A 14,429-nucleotide genomic window follows, 5' to 3' on the forward strand; every position below is an offset into this window, starting at 1 on the left:
GGGAAGGGATATAGATGATGGAATTCCAATTTACAAAACGTGCATATAAAATATTGGAGATTGCAGCAGAAGAGGCTGAGTGTAGTAAAGGTATTATCCATCCAGTTCATCTATTTATAGGAGCTTGTAAGGAAGGTACTGGAGTTTGCGCGGAGTTACATATGTATTTATTTCACACGGTGGGTATGGGTTTTTTAGCAAAGATATCGTTACTCCAACAATATTATGCAAATGAAATAGAATACATAAATGTTGGGGAGTTTAAAGTTTCAAATAAGACGATAGAAGTTTTAAAAGTAGCGAAGAAACGGATGGAACGTTTTCAGCAAATAGTAATAAATGAAGGGCATGTTTTATATGCAATTTTTCAAGGGGATACAGTTATTGATAAGGTTATAAGTGAAAAGATGAAAAAAGATCTGTTGCAAATTACATCTGAACCAAGAGACTTGACGGTTGCATTAACAATATTTGATCCTATTTGTAATAGTTTAAGCTGTAATATTAGAAAAGCGATCTCTTCTGATTTTGAAAAGTTGGCACGTTTTGTTAAGGATGAATTTGGTGAGCGTTGGTTAAAATCTTTAGATTATGGATTTCGGACATATAAAGAAGAGTTACCTATATTTATTGCTGAACAAGGAGGAGAAATCATTGGTTTCGCTTGTTATGATGTTGTGAGAGGAAAGAAAGGGTTGTTTGGCCCGATGGGTACAGCGAAACATAATCGTGTGAACGGTGTTGGGAAGACGTTATTGAATCATTGTTTATATAACATGAAGAAAAGCGGATATGAGTATGCAATTATAGGACAAGCAGGTCCGATTGAGTTTTATGAGAGGTGCTGCAATGCACGTTTAATACCGATAGAGGATAATTAACCAACTCCATTTGCGGTGGAGTTGGTTTTATTATGAAAATAGTGCGTCGATGTAGTGAGGATTTGTGAATCAGGATGTTGATTTTTATTAAAAACATTTGTATTTTTTTGAAAATAACGGGAGTTGTAATTAATATTACGTATAAATCAAATTACTAAACTTTTTCCAGGAAACAGTGTAGAATGGGTATCTAATGAAAGAAGGTGTGAAAATGGCCAGCTGGAAACGAAATTTAATGATTTGTTGGCTAGGTTGTTTTACCACTGCAGCCGGTATGAGTTTAGTAATTCCTTTTTTATCTTTTTATATTGAGGAATTAGGGGTGACCGGCACTTCTAGTATTGCACAGTGGTCGGGACTTGCATTTGGTGTAACATTTTTAATGGGTGCGATTGTATCACCGATATGGGGAAAGCTCGGTGATATACATGGACGGAAATTGATGCTTATACGTGCTAGCCTTGGTATGGCGATAATTATGACGCTTATGGGGTTTGTGACAGATGTGTATCAATTAGTCGCACTTCGGTTTTTAATGGGATCGGTATCAGGTTTCCTTTCTACAGCGATGACACTTATTGCTGCAGAAACTCCGCAAGAACATTCAGGTTGGGCAATTTCTACAATCTCAACTGGAGGCGTGAGCGGTTCGTTACTTGGGCCGATACTCGGAGGTTATTTGTCAGAGTTAATCGGAATGCGCCATGTTTTTCTAGTTACAGGAGCTTTCTTATTCCTGTCCTTTCTTATCGTCTTTTTCTTCTTACATGAGGAGAAACATTCTGCTAAAGAAAAAAAGGCACAGCCGAAAAAAGTATGGACGATGGTCCCTGCAAAACATTTAATAATAAGTTTATTTGTAGCAACGTTTATTATTCAGCTTGCAAATATGTCGATTCAACCTATTATTACGTTGTATGTAAAGCATTTGGCAGGACCAGGAACAGATCATATTGAAATGCTTGCAGGTGCAGTCATGTCTGCGACAGGATTAGCAGTTATTTTAGCAGCTCCTAAGCTAGGAAGATTATCAGATCATATTGGACCTCAAAAAACGTTAGTTGTAGCGTTGTTTGCTGCAGGAATTATTTTTATTCCGCAAGCATTTGTAACCTCAGCTTGGCAACTATTAATTCTTCGCTTTTTATTAGGTATTGCACAAGCAGGACTATTACCTTCCGTACAAACTCTACTAAAACAACATACGCCAACCCATGTAACGGGACGAATATTTGGATATAATCAATCATTTCAGTTTTTAGGAAATATGATTGGGCCAGTACTTGGTGGACAAATTGCAGCTCATGCAGGCTTCCAATATGTTTTCTTCTCTACATCATCACTATTATTTATTGCGTGCATTTGGGTTTATTTTCATAGTAAGAACGAAGAGGTATCAGAGAAACGACATTTGGAAGTTAGTTAACTATGTGAATGAAAAACAGAAAAAGGATGAAGCAATATTGCTTCATCCTTTTTCATTAAAATTGAAGGCAAAGATAACTTAATGTACCAAGCTCGTAGCTACGGTGAATGACCGTACCGTCGTTCTCACCACTACCCATCGCGATAAATAGAGGAACAAAATGTTCCGCTCTTGGTACAGCTAATTGTGCATGAGGAGCATTTCTTTCCCAGTTAAACAATGCATCTTTATCGCTAGTATGCATATGATTTATAATCCAATCATCAAATTCAATCGCCCATTGTTCCGGAGTTGTTTCATTCCATTTTAATGCTCGTAAATTATGAACAGTAACTCCGCTGCCGATTACTAAAATATCTTCTTGTCCAAGTCCTTTTAGTGCTTCTCCAATTTCAAATTGTTCTTTTGCAGGAAGGAATGGATTTACTGATATTTGTACGACAGGAATATTGGCTTCTGGGTACATACGATGCAGGAGTGTCCATGAGCCATGATCTAAACCTCTCGTCATATTATGATGGACTGGAATGCCTTTGTTTTTAAATTTTGTTTCTAGCATAGACGCAATGCTAGAAGAGCCTTTCGCATGATATTTGATTTCGTATAACTCAGGAGGAAAACCTCCAAAGTCATAAATTGTTTCATATACTTCATCTGAAGAGGAGATCGTTAATACTTCACTTTCCCAGTGAGCGGTAAAAATAACAATAGCTTTCGGTTTATATGTTTCTCCAAGTGTCTTTAAAAAGCGTGTATAGTCTGTATCTTGAATAGCAAGCATAGGTGATCCATGTGCTAAAAATAGTGAGGGCATCATGATTAAAACCTCCTAAAAATATATTAATTACTTTATGTAAGTAACTATATAATTTTATTTTAAATTCGTCAAGATAATAGTTTAATATGTAATCGGAAAAATAGATCATTTGTCATAATGAAAGCAATTGCATATAATACATAATAAGAATAATGAATGTTTATTCATTATAAAAAAAGATATACATAATAGATTTGGAGGCTGTCGGAATGAGCATACAGGAAAATTTCGTTACGGCATTGGATAAATCGGAAATTTACTTGCGTAAATGGTTACCAGAAGGAAATCCGCGGGGAATTGTTCAAATTGCACATGGTATGACAGAACATGCAGGTGTTTATACAGAATTTATTGATGCTTTATTAGAAGCAGGATATGGTGTTTATGCTCATGATCATAAAGGGCATGGAAAAACAGTGAAAAGGGAAGAAGACTATGGTCATTTTGAACCAAATGTAGGTTGGAATCAGGCTGTGTCTGATGTTATCTTTGTTTCGGAAATGATAAAAGAAGAGCAGACATGCCCGTTATTTTTACTTGGACATAGTATGGGTTCTTTTTTATCAAGACGTGCTGTACAACTTAAAGGTGAATTATATGATGGATTCCTTATTTCAGGAACTGGTGGAAATCCAGGGCTTTTAGGAAGTATCGGTCATAAAGTAGCGACAATTGAGATGAAACTTCGCGGAAAGAAAACGAAAAGTCCGATGCTGAACTTCTTATCTTTCGGAAACTTCAACTCACACTTTAAGCCAAATCGTACGAAATTTGATTGGTTATCTTCAGATATTCATCAAGTTGATAAGTATATTGCGGATCCGTTATGTGGATTCATTTGCACGACTAGTTTTTACCGAGAATTGTTTCATGGAGTTCTAGAAGTAAATAAAATAGAAGAATACAAGAAGACACCAAAAAATCTTCCAATGCATATATTCTCTGGTGATCGTGATCCTGTTGGGGATATGGGGAAAGGTGTAAAAGAAGTATACGAAAACTATAAAAAATGTGGTGTGAAAGATGTAACACTTCGTTTATATGAAAATGGTAGACATGAAATGTTCCATGAAGTGAATAGAGAAGATGTATTTCAAGATTTGATTTCATGGTTAGATGAGCATATTGTATAAGAAGAAACCTCACTTCATGCTGAAGTGAGGTTTTTTGAAAAATTGGAGGATTGATTATGAGTGAATTTGTAAATAAAGAATATGTAGAAATAGATTTTCAAGATGTCTGGATAAAAGACGAGGAATTGAAAAATTGTACCTTTATAAAATGCCGTTTTAGAGGGATAGATGCATCAGAAGTTTTTACTAAAAATTGTAATTTCATAGAATGTGATTTTACTGGTACTCTTTTTAATGCTTCTATCCATCAAGGAACTACGTTTGCTAATTGTAGGTTTTTTGGTGCGAATTTATTTGTATCTAAGTTTGAAGAATGTAAAATGACTGGTTCGGATTTCGAAGAGGCGAATTTAGACGGAATAACAATTATATCAGGCGATTGGTCATATACGAATTTAAGGTTTGCAAACTTAAGTAAACAAATGTTAAAGGGTATTCGTTTAATTGAAGCTGACCTATATGAATGTAATTTAGAAAAAGCAGATTTGCGTGAAGCGGATTTAACGGGCGCACAATTAGGTAAGGTGAAACTTAGTGGGGCGGATTTAAGAGGAGCTGTAGTTGATAGAGTTGATTTTAAAGCTTTTGATTTAAAAAACGTGAAATTAGATATAGCGCAGGCGGTTGCAGTTGCGAGATGTTATGGAGCAAAGGTGAATTAAATCATTTGTAACACCGTTCAATATATTGAACGGTGTTACAAATAGTAATGATTTTTAAAAATTGCCTTTTACCGCTTTTATAATATGATGTGTGAAATTGCTAATGTCAGGAGATGCTGAATATGGATAGCATAAAGATTAAACAACTATATGAAGCATTAAGAAAATCTTGGTCAATAGAAACGAGTTCTAAGTGGACGAGCGAAAGCCCAGCAAAGGGACAATGTGGTGTAACGGCCCTTATTGTCCAAGAATTGTGCGGGGGAGAGATAATAAAGACGAAGATAGGTGAAGTATGGCATTTCTACAATAAAGTAGATGGGAAAAGGTATGATTTTACTAGGACCCAATTTCATGAAACATTAAACTATATGGACATGAAGTCGAGCCGTGAAGAAGCATTTGCAGATACAAATGAAAAACAATATAGCATTTTGAAGGAAAAGACAACGAAAAAATTAAAATTATCTTTTGACTCTTAATCTTCAATAAGTTACTATAATGGTGGTAACTAATTAAAGGGAACTTCATAGAGTTGAAAGGGGAAATACTTTTGAAAACAACTTATGTAAACGCTACAATTGCAACGATGAATGAACAAAATGAAGTGATAGAAAATGGATATATCATTGTAGAAAATGATCAAATTATAGATGTAAATAGCGGAGAATTCGCTAACGATTTTGAAGTAGATGAAGTAATTGACATGAAAGGAAAGTGGGTTTTACCAGGGCTTGTCAATACACATACACATGTTGTTATGAGCCTTTTGAGAGGTATCGGAGATGATATGTTATTGCAGCCATGGCTTGAGACGAGAATTTGGCCACTTGAAAGTCAGTTTACGCCAGAGCTTGCGGTCGCTAGCACGGAATTAGGATTACTTGAAATGGTGAAAAGTGGTACAACATCATTCTCTGATATGTTTAATCCTATTGGAGTAGACCAAGATGCAATTATGGAAACGGTATCAAGGAGTGGAATGCGTGCTGCTGTTTCAAGAACTTTATTTAGCTTCGGAACGAAAGACGATGAAAAGAAAGCAATTGAAGAAGCTGAGAAATATGTGAAGCGTTACTATAACGAAAGTGGTATGTTAACTACGATGGTTGCACCGCATAGTCCATATACATGTTCAACAGAACTGTTAGAAGAGTGTGCTCGTATTGCAGTAGAAAATCAAACGATGGTTCATATTCATCTTTCTGAAACAGAGCGTGAAGTACGTGATATTGAAGCACAGTATGGGAAGCGTCCAGTAGAATATGCAGCAAGTTGCGGATTGTTTAAACGCCCAACAGTTATTGCGCACGGTGTAGTATTAAATGAAAATGAGCGTGCATTTTTAGCAGAACATGATGTTCGAGTAGCTCATAACCCAAATAGTAATTTAAAACTAGGTTCTGGTATAGCGAATGTAAAAGCGATGCTAGAAGCAGGAATAAAAGTAGGAATTGCAACAGATAGTGTGGCGTCTAACAACAATTTAGATATGTTTGAAGAAATGCGTATAGCGACTTTATTACAAAAAGGTATTCATCAAGATGCAACAGCATTACCAGTTGAAACAGCTCTTTCACTTGCGACGAAAGGAGCAGCTGAAGTAATTGGTATGAAACAAACGGGATCACTTGAGGTTGGTAAGTGTGCTGATTTTATTACGATTGATCCATCTAATAAGCCACATTTACAACCGGCAGATGAAGTGTTATCACATCTTGTGTATGCAGCTAGTGGAAAAGATATAAGCGATGTAATTATTAATGGTAAACGTGTCGTTTGGAATGGTGAATGTAAAACATTAGATGAAGAGCGTATTATATTTGAAGCAAGTCGTTATAAACGAGGTTTACAAAGATAGGTATTTCAGGCTGTGGAGAAAGTCTTCTCCACAGTCTATTTTTGTGCCTTTCCCTTTTTTTCGTCAGTGTTGACACATAAAAAGAAGTTGTTTCGTGGTTGTAATGAAAATGGGCAAAGAATAGGTATAAGTACCCCCCTTTTTTTATATTACGTGGTAAATTAATCGAAATAAGGTTAATTAAGGAGAATGATGAAATGATGATTTTGCTCCGATTGGATTGGGTGTATTTGTAGGTGCAATTGTAATATTGTTAACTGTTTTTTTTAGAAAACAGACAGATTCTAGGGTAATAAAAAATGTTCCAGGTATTGTAGGGACATTCGCTGCATTGTATCTGTTTTATAAAGGTTTTTTTGAAGTGAGAGGGTTTGAAGGTGCAGCTTATGGTGTTATCTCCATAACGCTAATTATATTTTCCTTAATTTCAATAACAATAGCGAATAAGGGGAAAGGCGCAGTAAGTTAAATATGAAGATACCTGCCTTTTTATACCATTCAACATCATTTTTGTGGTCAGGAAGATATTCAACATAATAAATAAACATAAGGATGTCCTGTTTTTTTTGTAATTTAGTCGGAATTTCAAAGACAAATTAATATTTTAGTAACGATTTCTTCTGAACTTCTTTTCATGTGTTAACACTGATAAAAAAAGAGAGATTTCTTAGGCTGGTGCTTTAAAAATCATTGTGACGAACGTGTATCTGTTTCTGTAGAAGAGTTAGTTCCGAAAGAACATTTCCTTCATACAATTGAGGCAACAATTAGTTTTGATTTTATTAAGGAAAAGCTATCCTTTTTTAAAAGGATAGCTTTTTTTCTTGAACGAATAAATATTCAAAAGAATGTCGCATCTTTCTATTGGTATTTCTGCTACAATATGGGCTGTATAAGGAGATAGGATAGTATTACATCACTAAATTATGCAGACATTCCTTATTGGAAAGTGATTAGTAATGCTAATAATATAATTACTATGGTATTTCGGGGTTTCGTATAGCAGTGTGGGAAGGACACGACCGGCCAATTTGTACAAGATATGCAAACATGACCGATGACGCAGATATCATTACTGTTTTCGGAGGTACAAATGATTAAGGGAATACGGTTACACTGGGAACAATAAACAGTGTAGATACAGGTGCTTTTTACGGAGCATTGAACGTCCTGTGTGCAGGTTAAAAAGTAAAGTTGGCTTCAAAGGCATCGCCAAAAAGGTGGTGCTTTTTCTTTTGAGTGGAGTGGAAACCCAATTAGGTACAGCACTTGGAGGTAATAGTGCTATTGGTGAAGCGACAATTTTTTATCGGAAATGAGTTACTTTCACTTTTAGAAAATGCAGGGCGAATGGGGATTCCACTACCTTCAGCACTAACGAATGCAGTTGAAATTTTAGGTGGCAAGAGCAATAAGACAAGTTCTGAATATGATAATAAGAAGGGAGATGTTGAATAATGACACGTTATAGTTTACACGGAGGGCACAACAGTATTGTACAAGGGGCTAATTCCGGAAATCGAAAAGAGCATATTATGGATCGTCAGGTGAAAGATGCGGTGGCAGCTAAGTTAAGAGCTTTAGGACACACAGTCTATGATGATACAGACGAAGTAGGAAGCACTCAAGCGCAAAATTTAAATAATATCGTTCGTAATAGTAATTCCCATAATGTGGATTTGGTTGTTTCTTTTCATCTTAATGCAAGTGATGGGAATGGGCAGGGTGTGGAAGTTCTGTATTATGATCAGAAAGACCTGGCGGCTAAAATCTCAGCTCAACTGGCAAAAGATATTGGATGGCGTGATCGTGGTGCGAAACAACGTACTGATTTAGCCGTATTGAATGGAACTAAAGCACCAGCTATTCTTATCGAATTAGGATTCATCGATAACGAATTCGACATGGCTAAATGGAATGTTGATAAAATCGCAAATTCTATCGTATATGCTCTAACGGGACAAACTGTTGGGGATGGTGGAGGAAACGGCGGTTCTAATGGTGGATATCAATATGTTAAGTCTGGTGAATTCGGGACAAACTATCTAAATGAAGCGATTCAAGCTATGGTTGAACGAGGAACAAAGGGAAAAGTTGTTGTTAATCCATTAACAGGTCTTGCTTATATCCAAACTGAGGTATTGCCTAATTCAGAACTAGATAAAATCACTTGGTGGATGGATACTCGACCAGGTGGTAAGTGGTGGTATGAATATATTAAAGTGAATTAATAATTTTTTAACAAAAGAATAGTTTGGTGCCAAAAAATAAAAGTCGTTAATTACGGCTTTTATTTTTATTTTTGAGGATGAGCTATCTCCATTCTCTTTTATTCTTTTTTCGTGTTCTTTCTTTATTTCATCTGGAATGATGATTTCAATGTTATTACGTATTTTTTATATTCCTGATGTGAAATTTCGTGACGAAGAAGGGATACTTCATGGAGTCGAAGTAGATCGGTCACAGAAAATGAAAGTGAATGAAGAGAAGTTAAAAAAGTATGAAGAGTTCACACAAATATATAAGCAGAAATATAACGGGAAGATGCCAGTCATGAATTTCTTTACAGTCACAAAATACAGCGGGGAAAACTGGAAGAGTTAGCAGCTAAGTATGATGTGTTTGTGAAAGTGTATGTAATAGAAGAAATATAAAAAGCGTTAACAATTTTGCAAACGAACTTGCTAACACCTATACGAAATAGACATAAAATATCGCTGATATGTCGCTAAATAAAATGAGAATAATTAACCACTAATAATGAATAATGGTTTATTATAATGGGAGTAACAAAATATAACGTTTTATAATATTTTATACTTAAGGAGAACAACTCATGAAGCGAAAAAAGAGCCATTTAATGGTAATGGCACTTGTTACAACTTTATTATTAACAGCTTGTAATAATAAAGCGAATAAAAGTGACACAGAGGCAAAAAAACAAGTATTAAATGTAACGGTATCAGAAGAAATTCCTTCTCTTGATACTGCGAAAACGATGGATGGTACATCAGCGCACGTTATGCAAAACATATTTGAAGGGTTGTATGTATTAGATGATCAAGATCAGCCTATTCCAGCAGTAGCAAAATCGTTTAAAAGAAGTGAAGATGGTAAAAAATATACATTTGATTTGCGTAAAGATGCAAAGTGGTCAAATGGAGACTCAGTAACAGCAAATGATTTTATGTTTGCGTGGAGAAAAGCGGTAAGTGCTGAAACAGCGTCTCAATATGCATACATGCTGTTTTATATAAAAAATGCGAAAGAAATAAACAAGGGAACAATTCCTCTCAATGAACTTGGCGTAAAAGTAATAGATGATTATAAGTTAGAAGTAGAATTAGAACAGCCGATCCCATATTTCTTACAGTTACTAGCCCTACCTATATACTTACCACAGCATGAATCATTTTTGAAAGAACAAGGGGAAAATTACGGGCTTGAACCTAATAATCTCATATATAATGGTCCATTCGTGTTAGAGACATGGAAGCATGAACAGGGATTTCAATTGAAGAAAAATGATACATATTGGGATCAAAAGAAAGTGAAATTAGACGAAATAAACTTTCAAATTGTAAAAGATACAATGACGGTTGTTAATTTATACGAAGCTGGTGATTTGGATCGAGTGCCTATTAATTCTCAATTTGTAGACAAGTATAAAGGCAGTAAGGAATTACATATGTCGAGCGATCCTGGGATTGCTATGCTTCGTTTTAATGAAAAAAATAAAGCGTTAGCAAATAAAAAGGTACGTCAATCTATTTCATTAGCGTTAAATAAAGATGATTTCGTCGCTCACTTTATTAATAACGGAGCAAAACCTGCAAGTGGGCTTGTACCAGCTGGGCATATAAATGAAGAGACTGGTAAAGATTTTAGAAAAGAAAACGGAGATCTTTCTCCATATGATTTGCAAAATGCGAAAAAGATTTGGGAAGAAGCGAAAAAAGAACTTGGAGTAGAACAAATAAAACTCGAGTTTTTAACGTTTGAACAAGATAACGCAAAACGTATGGTGGAATATATAAAAGGTGACTTAGAGAAGAATTTGCAAGGATTAACGATACAAATTAAACAACAGCCATTTAAGCAAAAATTACAGTTAGAACAAACAGGAGATTACGAAATATCTATGTCAAATTGGGGGCCGGACTATAAAGACCCAATTAGTTATTTAGAACTATTTACGACGGGTAATCCGAATAATAAAATGAGTTACTCTAATTCTCGTTACGATGAATTAATAAAGAAAGCGAAAAATGATTTTGTACTAGATCCGGAGAAACGATGGGAAGCGTTGGTAGAAGCTGAGCAGGTCTTATTAGAAGACGCTGCTGTGGCACCGCTGTATCATATTGGCTCAGCTTATGTACAAAAGGATTATGTAAAAGGAATTGAAAAACATCAATTTGGTGGTGTTTATACTTATAAGAATGCTTATATCGCTAATGAATAAATACAAAAAACCTTACTTTTTAAAAGTAAGTTTTTTTTAGAGAGGGCAGGGAAATCCTTTGGTGGTGTTCCCAGCATATAAAGAAGATAAATGCAAAATTGTAGTTACGCATTCATAAGAAGTTGCAAAAAATCAAAAACAAAAACGGAAAGTTTTTTCGATTTGTTTAAAAATTGAATGTAGTTTCTATTCTTTGTAGGGGTGTAATATCGGAAAAAGAAGAATAGAAATATAGCATACATGGAATAAGAGAATGCAGTACAGATCAGCATACAAGCATTCTCTTTCTGTAACTACGTTTATTTTTAATTATATGAAAAAAATATTAGATTATATATTTTGTCCTTGGTATACTTAAAAGGTAATTTGGGGTATTAAGATGAATTGATAGAGGTGTTTGTGTGGAATTATTTGAGTATTATAAAAAAAGGGGACGGTTTAAGTGTTTAATTGGGACAGGGATTTTTCTCTTTGGATTATATTGTCTGTATAATAGTTGGGGTGATGTTAATTGGGGAGAAATAATATTTATGGTTATAGCTTCGTTTGTTTTTGGGGGAATTGGATTTTGGCAATTAAGAAAAGGGAACTTATTAAAAGAGAATATAGCTAAAAATGATTTGAAGTTTTGGGATATTGATACTTATGTTTTACTAGAATTACCTCAAAATAATAAACATTACGGTTTATATACTCCCGATGGGGCCTATATAGTAGGAACAACTATGATTTCAACTGATATAATTTCTTCAAAATTACCTTTTTTAAAAAACAAGCAAGTTATTGGGTTGGAAGCAAGGGATGGGGAAATTCTTGCATATTTTCATAGTGAAGTTGAAAACTATGATTGGGCTATTTATGACTCAAATTATAATTGTGTAGGTATGTTTAAAGAAAATATGATACAAGGATTTGGAATGGTACGTGGTTCTTTAATGAATGAAAAAGAGATAAAACTTTCTGAAGTAGAAGTTGAATTTGATTTTTTCGAAACTTCTTTTCGTACAATGGATAATCGGATATTAATAAACTGTAAAAGAGGATATATGCCTTTGGAATGGAGCGAAAGATTCGGATTAAATGTACCTATTATTAAATTAGGTAATAATGTTTCTAATGCTGAAAAGATATTTGGTTTAGGGGTTCTTTTCTACATTTTAGAAACAATTAAAGTAAGAAAAAGTAGGGTTTTTAATGATTAGGATTAAAAATTTGTGTTATGAAATTTTTTGAATGCGTTATTGGGATAGGGGGATATTCATGGGGAATATACAAGTTAGACCGGAAGAATTGAGGAGAATTGCAAAGAATTTTAAATATGCTAGTAATATAGAATCAGATCGTCATTTGAAAATTCAAGGGGAATTATTAAATCTTCAAATGAGATGGATTGGTGCTTCGAGTTTAAGTTTTTATAATGATCTACCTAGAATGAATAAAGCACATGAATCTTTTCTTAATATTATAAAGCAAATAGAAGATGAATTACTTCGTATAGCAGAGAAATTTGAAAAAGCTGATATGGAATACTCGTCTAAAAACTCTAAAAATGATTCGCTTTTGATGAATTCAAAGTCAGCAGTTGAAGCGGGAGCTGGAGTAGTTGTAAAAGGAATTGGTTATGTAATTAATGGTGAAAAATATGAAAAATCACTTGTAGATGAAAAGGGAACTGGTGGTCTATTTATTAAGGGGCTTACAGTTGAAGCTGAGCCATTTGTAAGTTCTCGTACTTATGATAAATTTGATGTGAAAGATAAAAACAAGAGGGAACAAACTTTTGGACCTATGGCTGGTTTTACGGTAGCTCAAGCTGGAATAGAACTAGAGAATATTAAAGGATCTAATGTGGGAGCTGAAGCTAAAGTAGCACTTGCTACTGCAGAGTTAGGTGCTCATGTAGAAAATGGGAATTTACATATAGGAGCTGAAGCTACTCTAGTAAAATATGAGAGTGCTATAAAAATCCCACTGCCATTTTCTGATAAAAAATTACAAATTGGAGGATCGGCGTCACTTGGGACAGTCGGGGGATCTTTAGAAGCTGGAAAAAGCGGAGTGAAATTCCATGTACCAGTTGGTCCTGGTGTAGGTTTATGGGGATTTGGTGGAGAATTTGCTATTAAAGAATAAAGGGGAAAATTAGTATGAATAAGAAAGTGAAAATTTTAAAATATTTTATGGTTATATTAGCTTGCATTGCAATTTTTGGGACAGTTTTACCTAATGCATTAGATCCAAATGAATCATTAGCAGGGAAAATTTCAATTGCAACTTTCGGTACAATTGGAGCTTGTTTACTATTCTCTATTATGTATTTTATTGTAAAAAAAGCTATTTTAAGAGGTGGGAAATAAGATGGGACAAAATTTAGAGTTAGAATTACTTCCAATAGGTTCTGTTGTAATGTTTAAAGATTGGGAACATCCATTAATGGTTTATGGAAGAAGACAGATGGATTCTGAAACAAAGAAAACATGGGATTATGTATGTTGTTATTTCCCTCATGGTAATATTTCTTCGGAGTATAATTTCTTTTTGAATCATGAAGATATCTCTAGTGTGTTACATCTTGGTTTTATTAATGAAACAGAATTAGAGTTTCAAAAATTATTTAAAAAAGAAATTGAAGAAAAGCAGTGATTCTTTTAAGGTGTTGGTGTTTTTGAAATAGTTAAAGAATGAATCTTAATTCATATACATAAAAAAGGAGGATTTCTATGAAATCATTACGTTTATTTATGATTCTCACTCTTGTCGTATTGTTAAGCGCGTGCAATACAGCAACACAAGTTACAAAGGTTCAAAAAAATGGCGAAACGACTTTAAAAATTGGTTCCCTGCAAGGGTATTACGATGTGCAAACGCTTAAAGCTGAAAAAGGAAATGTGGAAATTCCTTATGAAGCAGCCGTTGAAGAAGGTACGATTTTATTGCAAGTTACAAAAGATGATAAGGTTATTTATGAAGAAGAAGTCACTTCTCAAAAGGAAGGTTTGCTTTCTTTTGAAGCGCCAAAATCCGGATCATATGATTTAATTGTACGCGTGAAGGGTGAAAAAGAGAAAGCAAAAGAAATTCAAATACATACTAAGCTATGAAAAAACGGCAAGTGGAGTGCACCCGCTTGCCGTTTCCATTTTCAGTTGATTCTGTTACAACATATGTTTATGAAGTGATCCGC

The 14,429-nt window shown here is 34.5% G+C and carries 15 protein-coding genes and 3 pseudogenes; 17 read left to right on the forward strand and 1 reads right to left on the reverse strand.

The annotated features are described in order from the left end of the window. The first annotated feature begins 14 nt into the window (after positions 1–14). Positions 15–881: a GNAT family N-acetyltransferase gene (locus MKY70_RS09505; protein WP_088032468.1), complete on the forward strand. Its 867-nt coding sequence runs from the start codon at positions 15–17 to the stop codon at positions 879–881. A gap of 211 nt (positions 882–1,092) precedes the next feature. After that, entirely contained in the window at positions 1,093–2,307 is a 1,215-nt protein-coding gene (locus tag MKY70_RS09510; RefSeq protein ID WP_002086285.1) for a multidrug efflux MFS transporter, read from the forward strand. A gap of 55 nt (positions 2,308–2,362) precedes the next feature. On the opposite strand, the gene MKY70_RS09515 is transcribed toward MKY70_RS09510, so the two are convergent. Then, positions 2,363–3,124, reverse strand: a complete 762-nt coding sequence (locus MKY70_RS09515; RefSeq protein WP_002012144.1) for a DODA-type extradiol aromatic ring-opening family dioxygenase — start codon at positions 3,122–3,124, stop codon at positions 2,363–2,365. A 209-nt stretch (positions 3,125–3,333) separates the two neighbouring features. Here MKY70_RS09515 and MKY70_RS09520 point away from each other — a divergent pair, with 209 nt between their 5' ends. The 15 genes and pseudogenes from MKY70_RS09520 to MKY70_RS09585 all read left to right on the forward strand — a co-directional run bounded on the left by MKY70_RS09520 (position 3,334) and on the right by MKY70_RS09585 (position 14,346). Beyond that, a complete protein-coding gene (locus tag MKY70_RS09520; protein ID WP_341024036.1) occupies positions 3,334–4,257 on the forward strand; it encodes an alpha/beta hydrolase in 924 nt (307 codons plus the stop codon). Between the two features lie 56 nt (positions 4,258–4,313). Further along, positions 4,314–4,919, forward strand: a complete 606-nt coding sequence (locus tag MKY70_RS09525) for a pentapeptide repeat-containing protein (RefSeq protein WP_002031189.1) — start codon at positions 4,314–4,316, stop codon at positions 4,917–4,919. 122 nt (positions 4,920–5,041) lie between these two features. Then, positions 5,042–5,401 carry a YunG family protein gene (locus MKY70_RS09530; RefSeq protein ID WP_002031187.1) on the forward strand — a complete coding sequence of 120 codons (360 nt, stop codon included), beginning with the start codon at positions 5,042–5,044 and terminating at the stop codon, positions 5,399–5,401. Between the two features lie 53 nt (positions 5,402–5,454). After that, a complete protein-coding gene (locus MKY70_RS09535) occupies positions 5,455–6,780 on the forward strand; it encodes a bifunctional S-methyl-5'-thioadenosine deaminase/S-adenosylhomocysteine deaminase (protein WP_012260737.1) in 1,326 nt (441 codons plus the stop codon). Positions 6,781–7,000: 220 nt separating this feature from the next. Further along, positions 7,001–7,249 carry a hypothetical protein gene (locus MKY70_RS09540; protein WP_088032478.1) on the forward strand — a complete coding sequence of 83 codons (249 nt, stop codon included), beginning with the start codon at positions 7,001–7,003 and terminating at the stop codon, positions 7,247–7,249. 712 nt (positions 7,250–7,961) lie between these two features. Beyond that, positions 7,962–8,238 (forward strand): annotated as a pseudogene (locus MKY70_RS09545) (phage holin family protein); the annotation flags it as partial. Then, positions 8,238–8,747, forward strand: a pseudogene (locus MKY70_RS09550) (N-acetylmuramoyl-L-alanine amidase); the annotation flags it as partial. The pseudogenes MKY70_RS09545 and MKY70_RS09550, both read left to right, overlap by 1 nt. A 99-nt stretch (positions 8,748–8,846) precedes the next feature. Next, positions 8,847–9,011, forward strand: coding sequence for an N-acetylmuramoyl-L-alanine amidase C-terminal domain-containing protein (locus MKY70_RS30805; RefSeq protein ID WP_369811979.1), 165 nt, complete (start codon positions 8,847–8,849; stop codon positions 9,009–9,011). 169 nt (positions 9,012–9,180) lie between these two features. Continuing rightward, positions 9,181–9,434: pseudogene (locus MKY70_RS09555) on the forward strand (replication-relaxation family protein); the annotation flags it as partial. Between the two features lie 182 nt (positions 9,435–9,616). After that, the gene (locus tag MKY70_RS09560; RefSeq protein ID WP_341024039.1) at positions 9,617–11,245 is read left to right on the forward strand and encodes a peptide ABC transporter substrate-binding protein; all 1,629 of its coding nucleotides are present in this window, start codon (positions 9,617–9,619) and stop codon (positions 11,243–11,245) included. A gap of 401 nt (positions 11,246–11,646) precedes the next feature. Continuing rightward, positions 11,647–12,447 (forward strand): hypothetical protein, encoded by an 801-nt coding sequence (locus tag MKY70_RS09565; protein WP_002031175.1) that lies wholly within the window; start codon positions 11,647–11,649, stop codon positions 12,445–12,447. Between the two features lie 58 nt (positions 12,448–12,505). Then, positions 12,506–13,378, forward strand: coding sequence for a WXG100 family type VII secretion target (locus tag MKY70_RS09570; RefSeq protein WP_002158349.1), 873 nt, complete (start codon positions 12,506–12,508; stop codon positions 13,376–13,378). Between the two features lie 14 nt (positions 13,379–13,392). Next, positions 13,393–13,602: a hypothetical protein gene (locus MKY70_RS09575; RefSeq protein WP_001036914.1), complete on the forward strand. Its 210-nt coding sequence runs from the start codon at positions 13,393–13,395 to the stop codon at positions 13,600–13,602. Position 13,603: 1 nt separating this feature from the next. Then, positions 13,604–13,888 (forward strand): DUF4176 domain-containing protein, encoded by a 285-nt coding sequence (locus MKY70_RS09580; protein WP_000531358.1) that lies wholly within the window; start codon positions 13,604–13,606, stop codon positions 13,886–13,888. A 77-nt stretch (positions 13,889–13,965) separates the two neighbouring features. Then, positions 13,966–14,346, forward strand: coding sequence for a BA_1872 family lipoprotein (locus MKY70_RS09585; RefSeq protein ID WP_002031172.1), 381 nt, complete (start codon positions 13,966–13,968; stop codon positions 14,344–14,346). Positions 14,347–14,429 lie beyond the last annotated feature (83 nt).

The sequence above is a fragment of the Bacillus sp. FSL R9-9492 genome, assembly GCF_038007365.1.
In the GTDB taxonomy this organism is placed as follows: Bacteria; Bacillota; Bacilli; order Bacillales; family Bacillaceae_G; genus Bacillus_A; species Bacillus_A mycoides.

What these genes read in the sequence shown, in the direction of transcription:
- MKY70_RS09525 (WP_002031189.1), top strand. Translation starts at nt 4,314, where the DNA reads ATGAGTGAATTTGTAAATAAAGAATATGTAGAAATAGATTTTCAAGAT.
- MKY70_RS09580 (WP_000531358.1), top strand. Translation starts at nt 13,604, where the DNA reads ATGGGACAAAATTTAGAGTTAGAATTACTTCCAATAGGTTCTGTTGTA.
- MKY70_RS30805 (WP_369811979.1), top strand. Translation starts at nt 8,847, where the DNA reads ATGGTTGAACGAGGAACAAAGGGAAAAGTTGTTGTTAATCCATTAACA.
- MKY70_RS09520 (WP_341024036.1), top strand. Translation starts at nt 3,334, where the DNA reads ATGAGCATACAGGAAAATTTCGTTACGGCATTGGATAAATCGGAAATT.
- MKY70_RS09570 (WP_002158349.1), top strand. Translation starts at nt 12,506, where the DNA reads ATGGGGAATATACAAGTTAGACCGGAAGAATTGAGGAGAATTGCAAAG.
- MKY70_RS09560 (WP_341024039.1), top strand. Translation starts at nt 9,617, where the DNA reads ATGAAGCGAAAAAAGAGCCATTTAATGGTAATGGCACTTGTTACAACT.
- MKY70_RS09575 (WP_001036914.1), top strand. Translation starts at nt 13,393, where the DNA reads ATGAATAAGAAAGTGAAAATTTTAAAATATTTTATGGTTATATTAGCT.
- MKY70_RS09510 (WP_002086285.1), top strand. Translation starts at nt 1,093, where the DNA reads ATGGCCAGCTGGAAACGAAATTTAATGATTTGTTGGCTAGGTTGTTTT.
- MKY70_RS09515 (WP_002012144.1), bottom strand. Translation starts at nt 3,124, where the DNA reads ATGATGCCCTCACTATTTTTAGCACATGGATCACCTATGCTTGCTATT.
- MKY70_RS09585 (WP_002031172.1), top strand. Translation starts at nt 13,966, where the DNA reads ATGAAATCATTACGTTTATTTATGATTCTCACTCTTGTCGTATTGTTA.
- MKY70_RS09530 (WP_002031187.1), top strand. Translation starts at nt 5,042, where the DNA reads ATGGATAGCATAAAGATTAAACAACTATATGAAGCATTAAGAAAATCT.
- MKY70_RS09505 (WP_088032468.1), top strand. Translation starts at nt 15, where the DNA reads ATGATGGAATTCCAATTTACAAAACGTGCATATAAAATATTGGAGATT.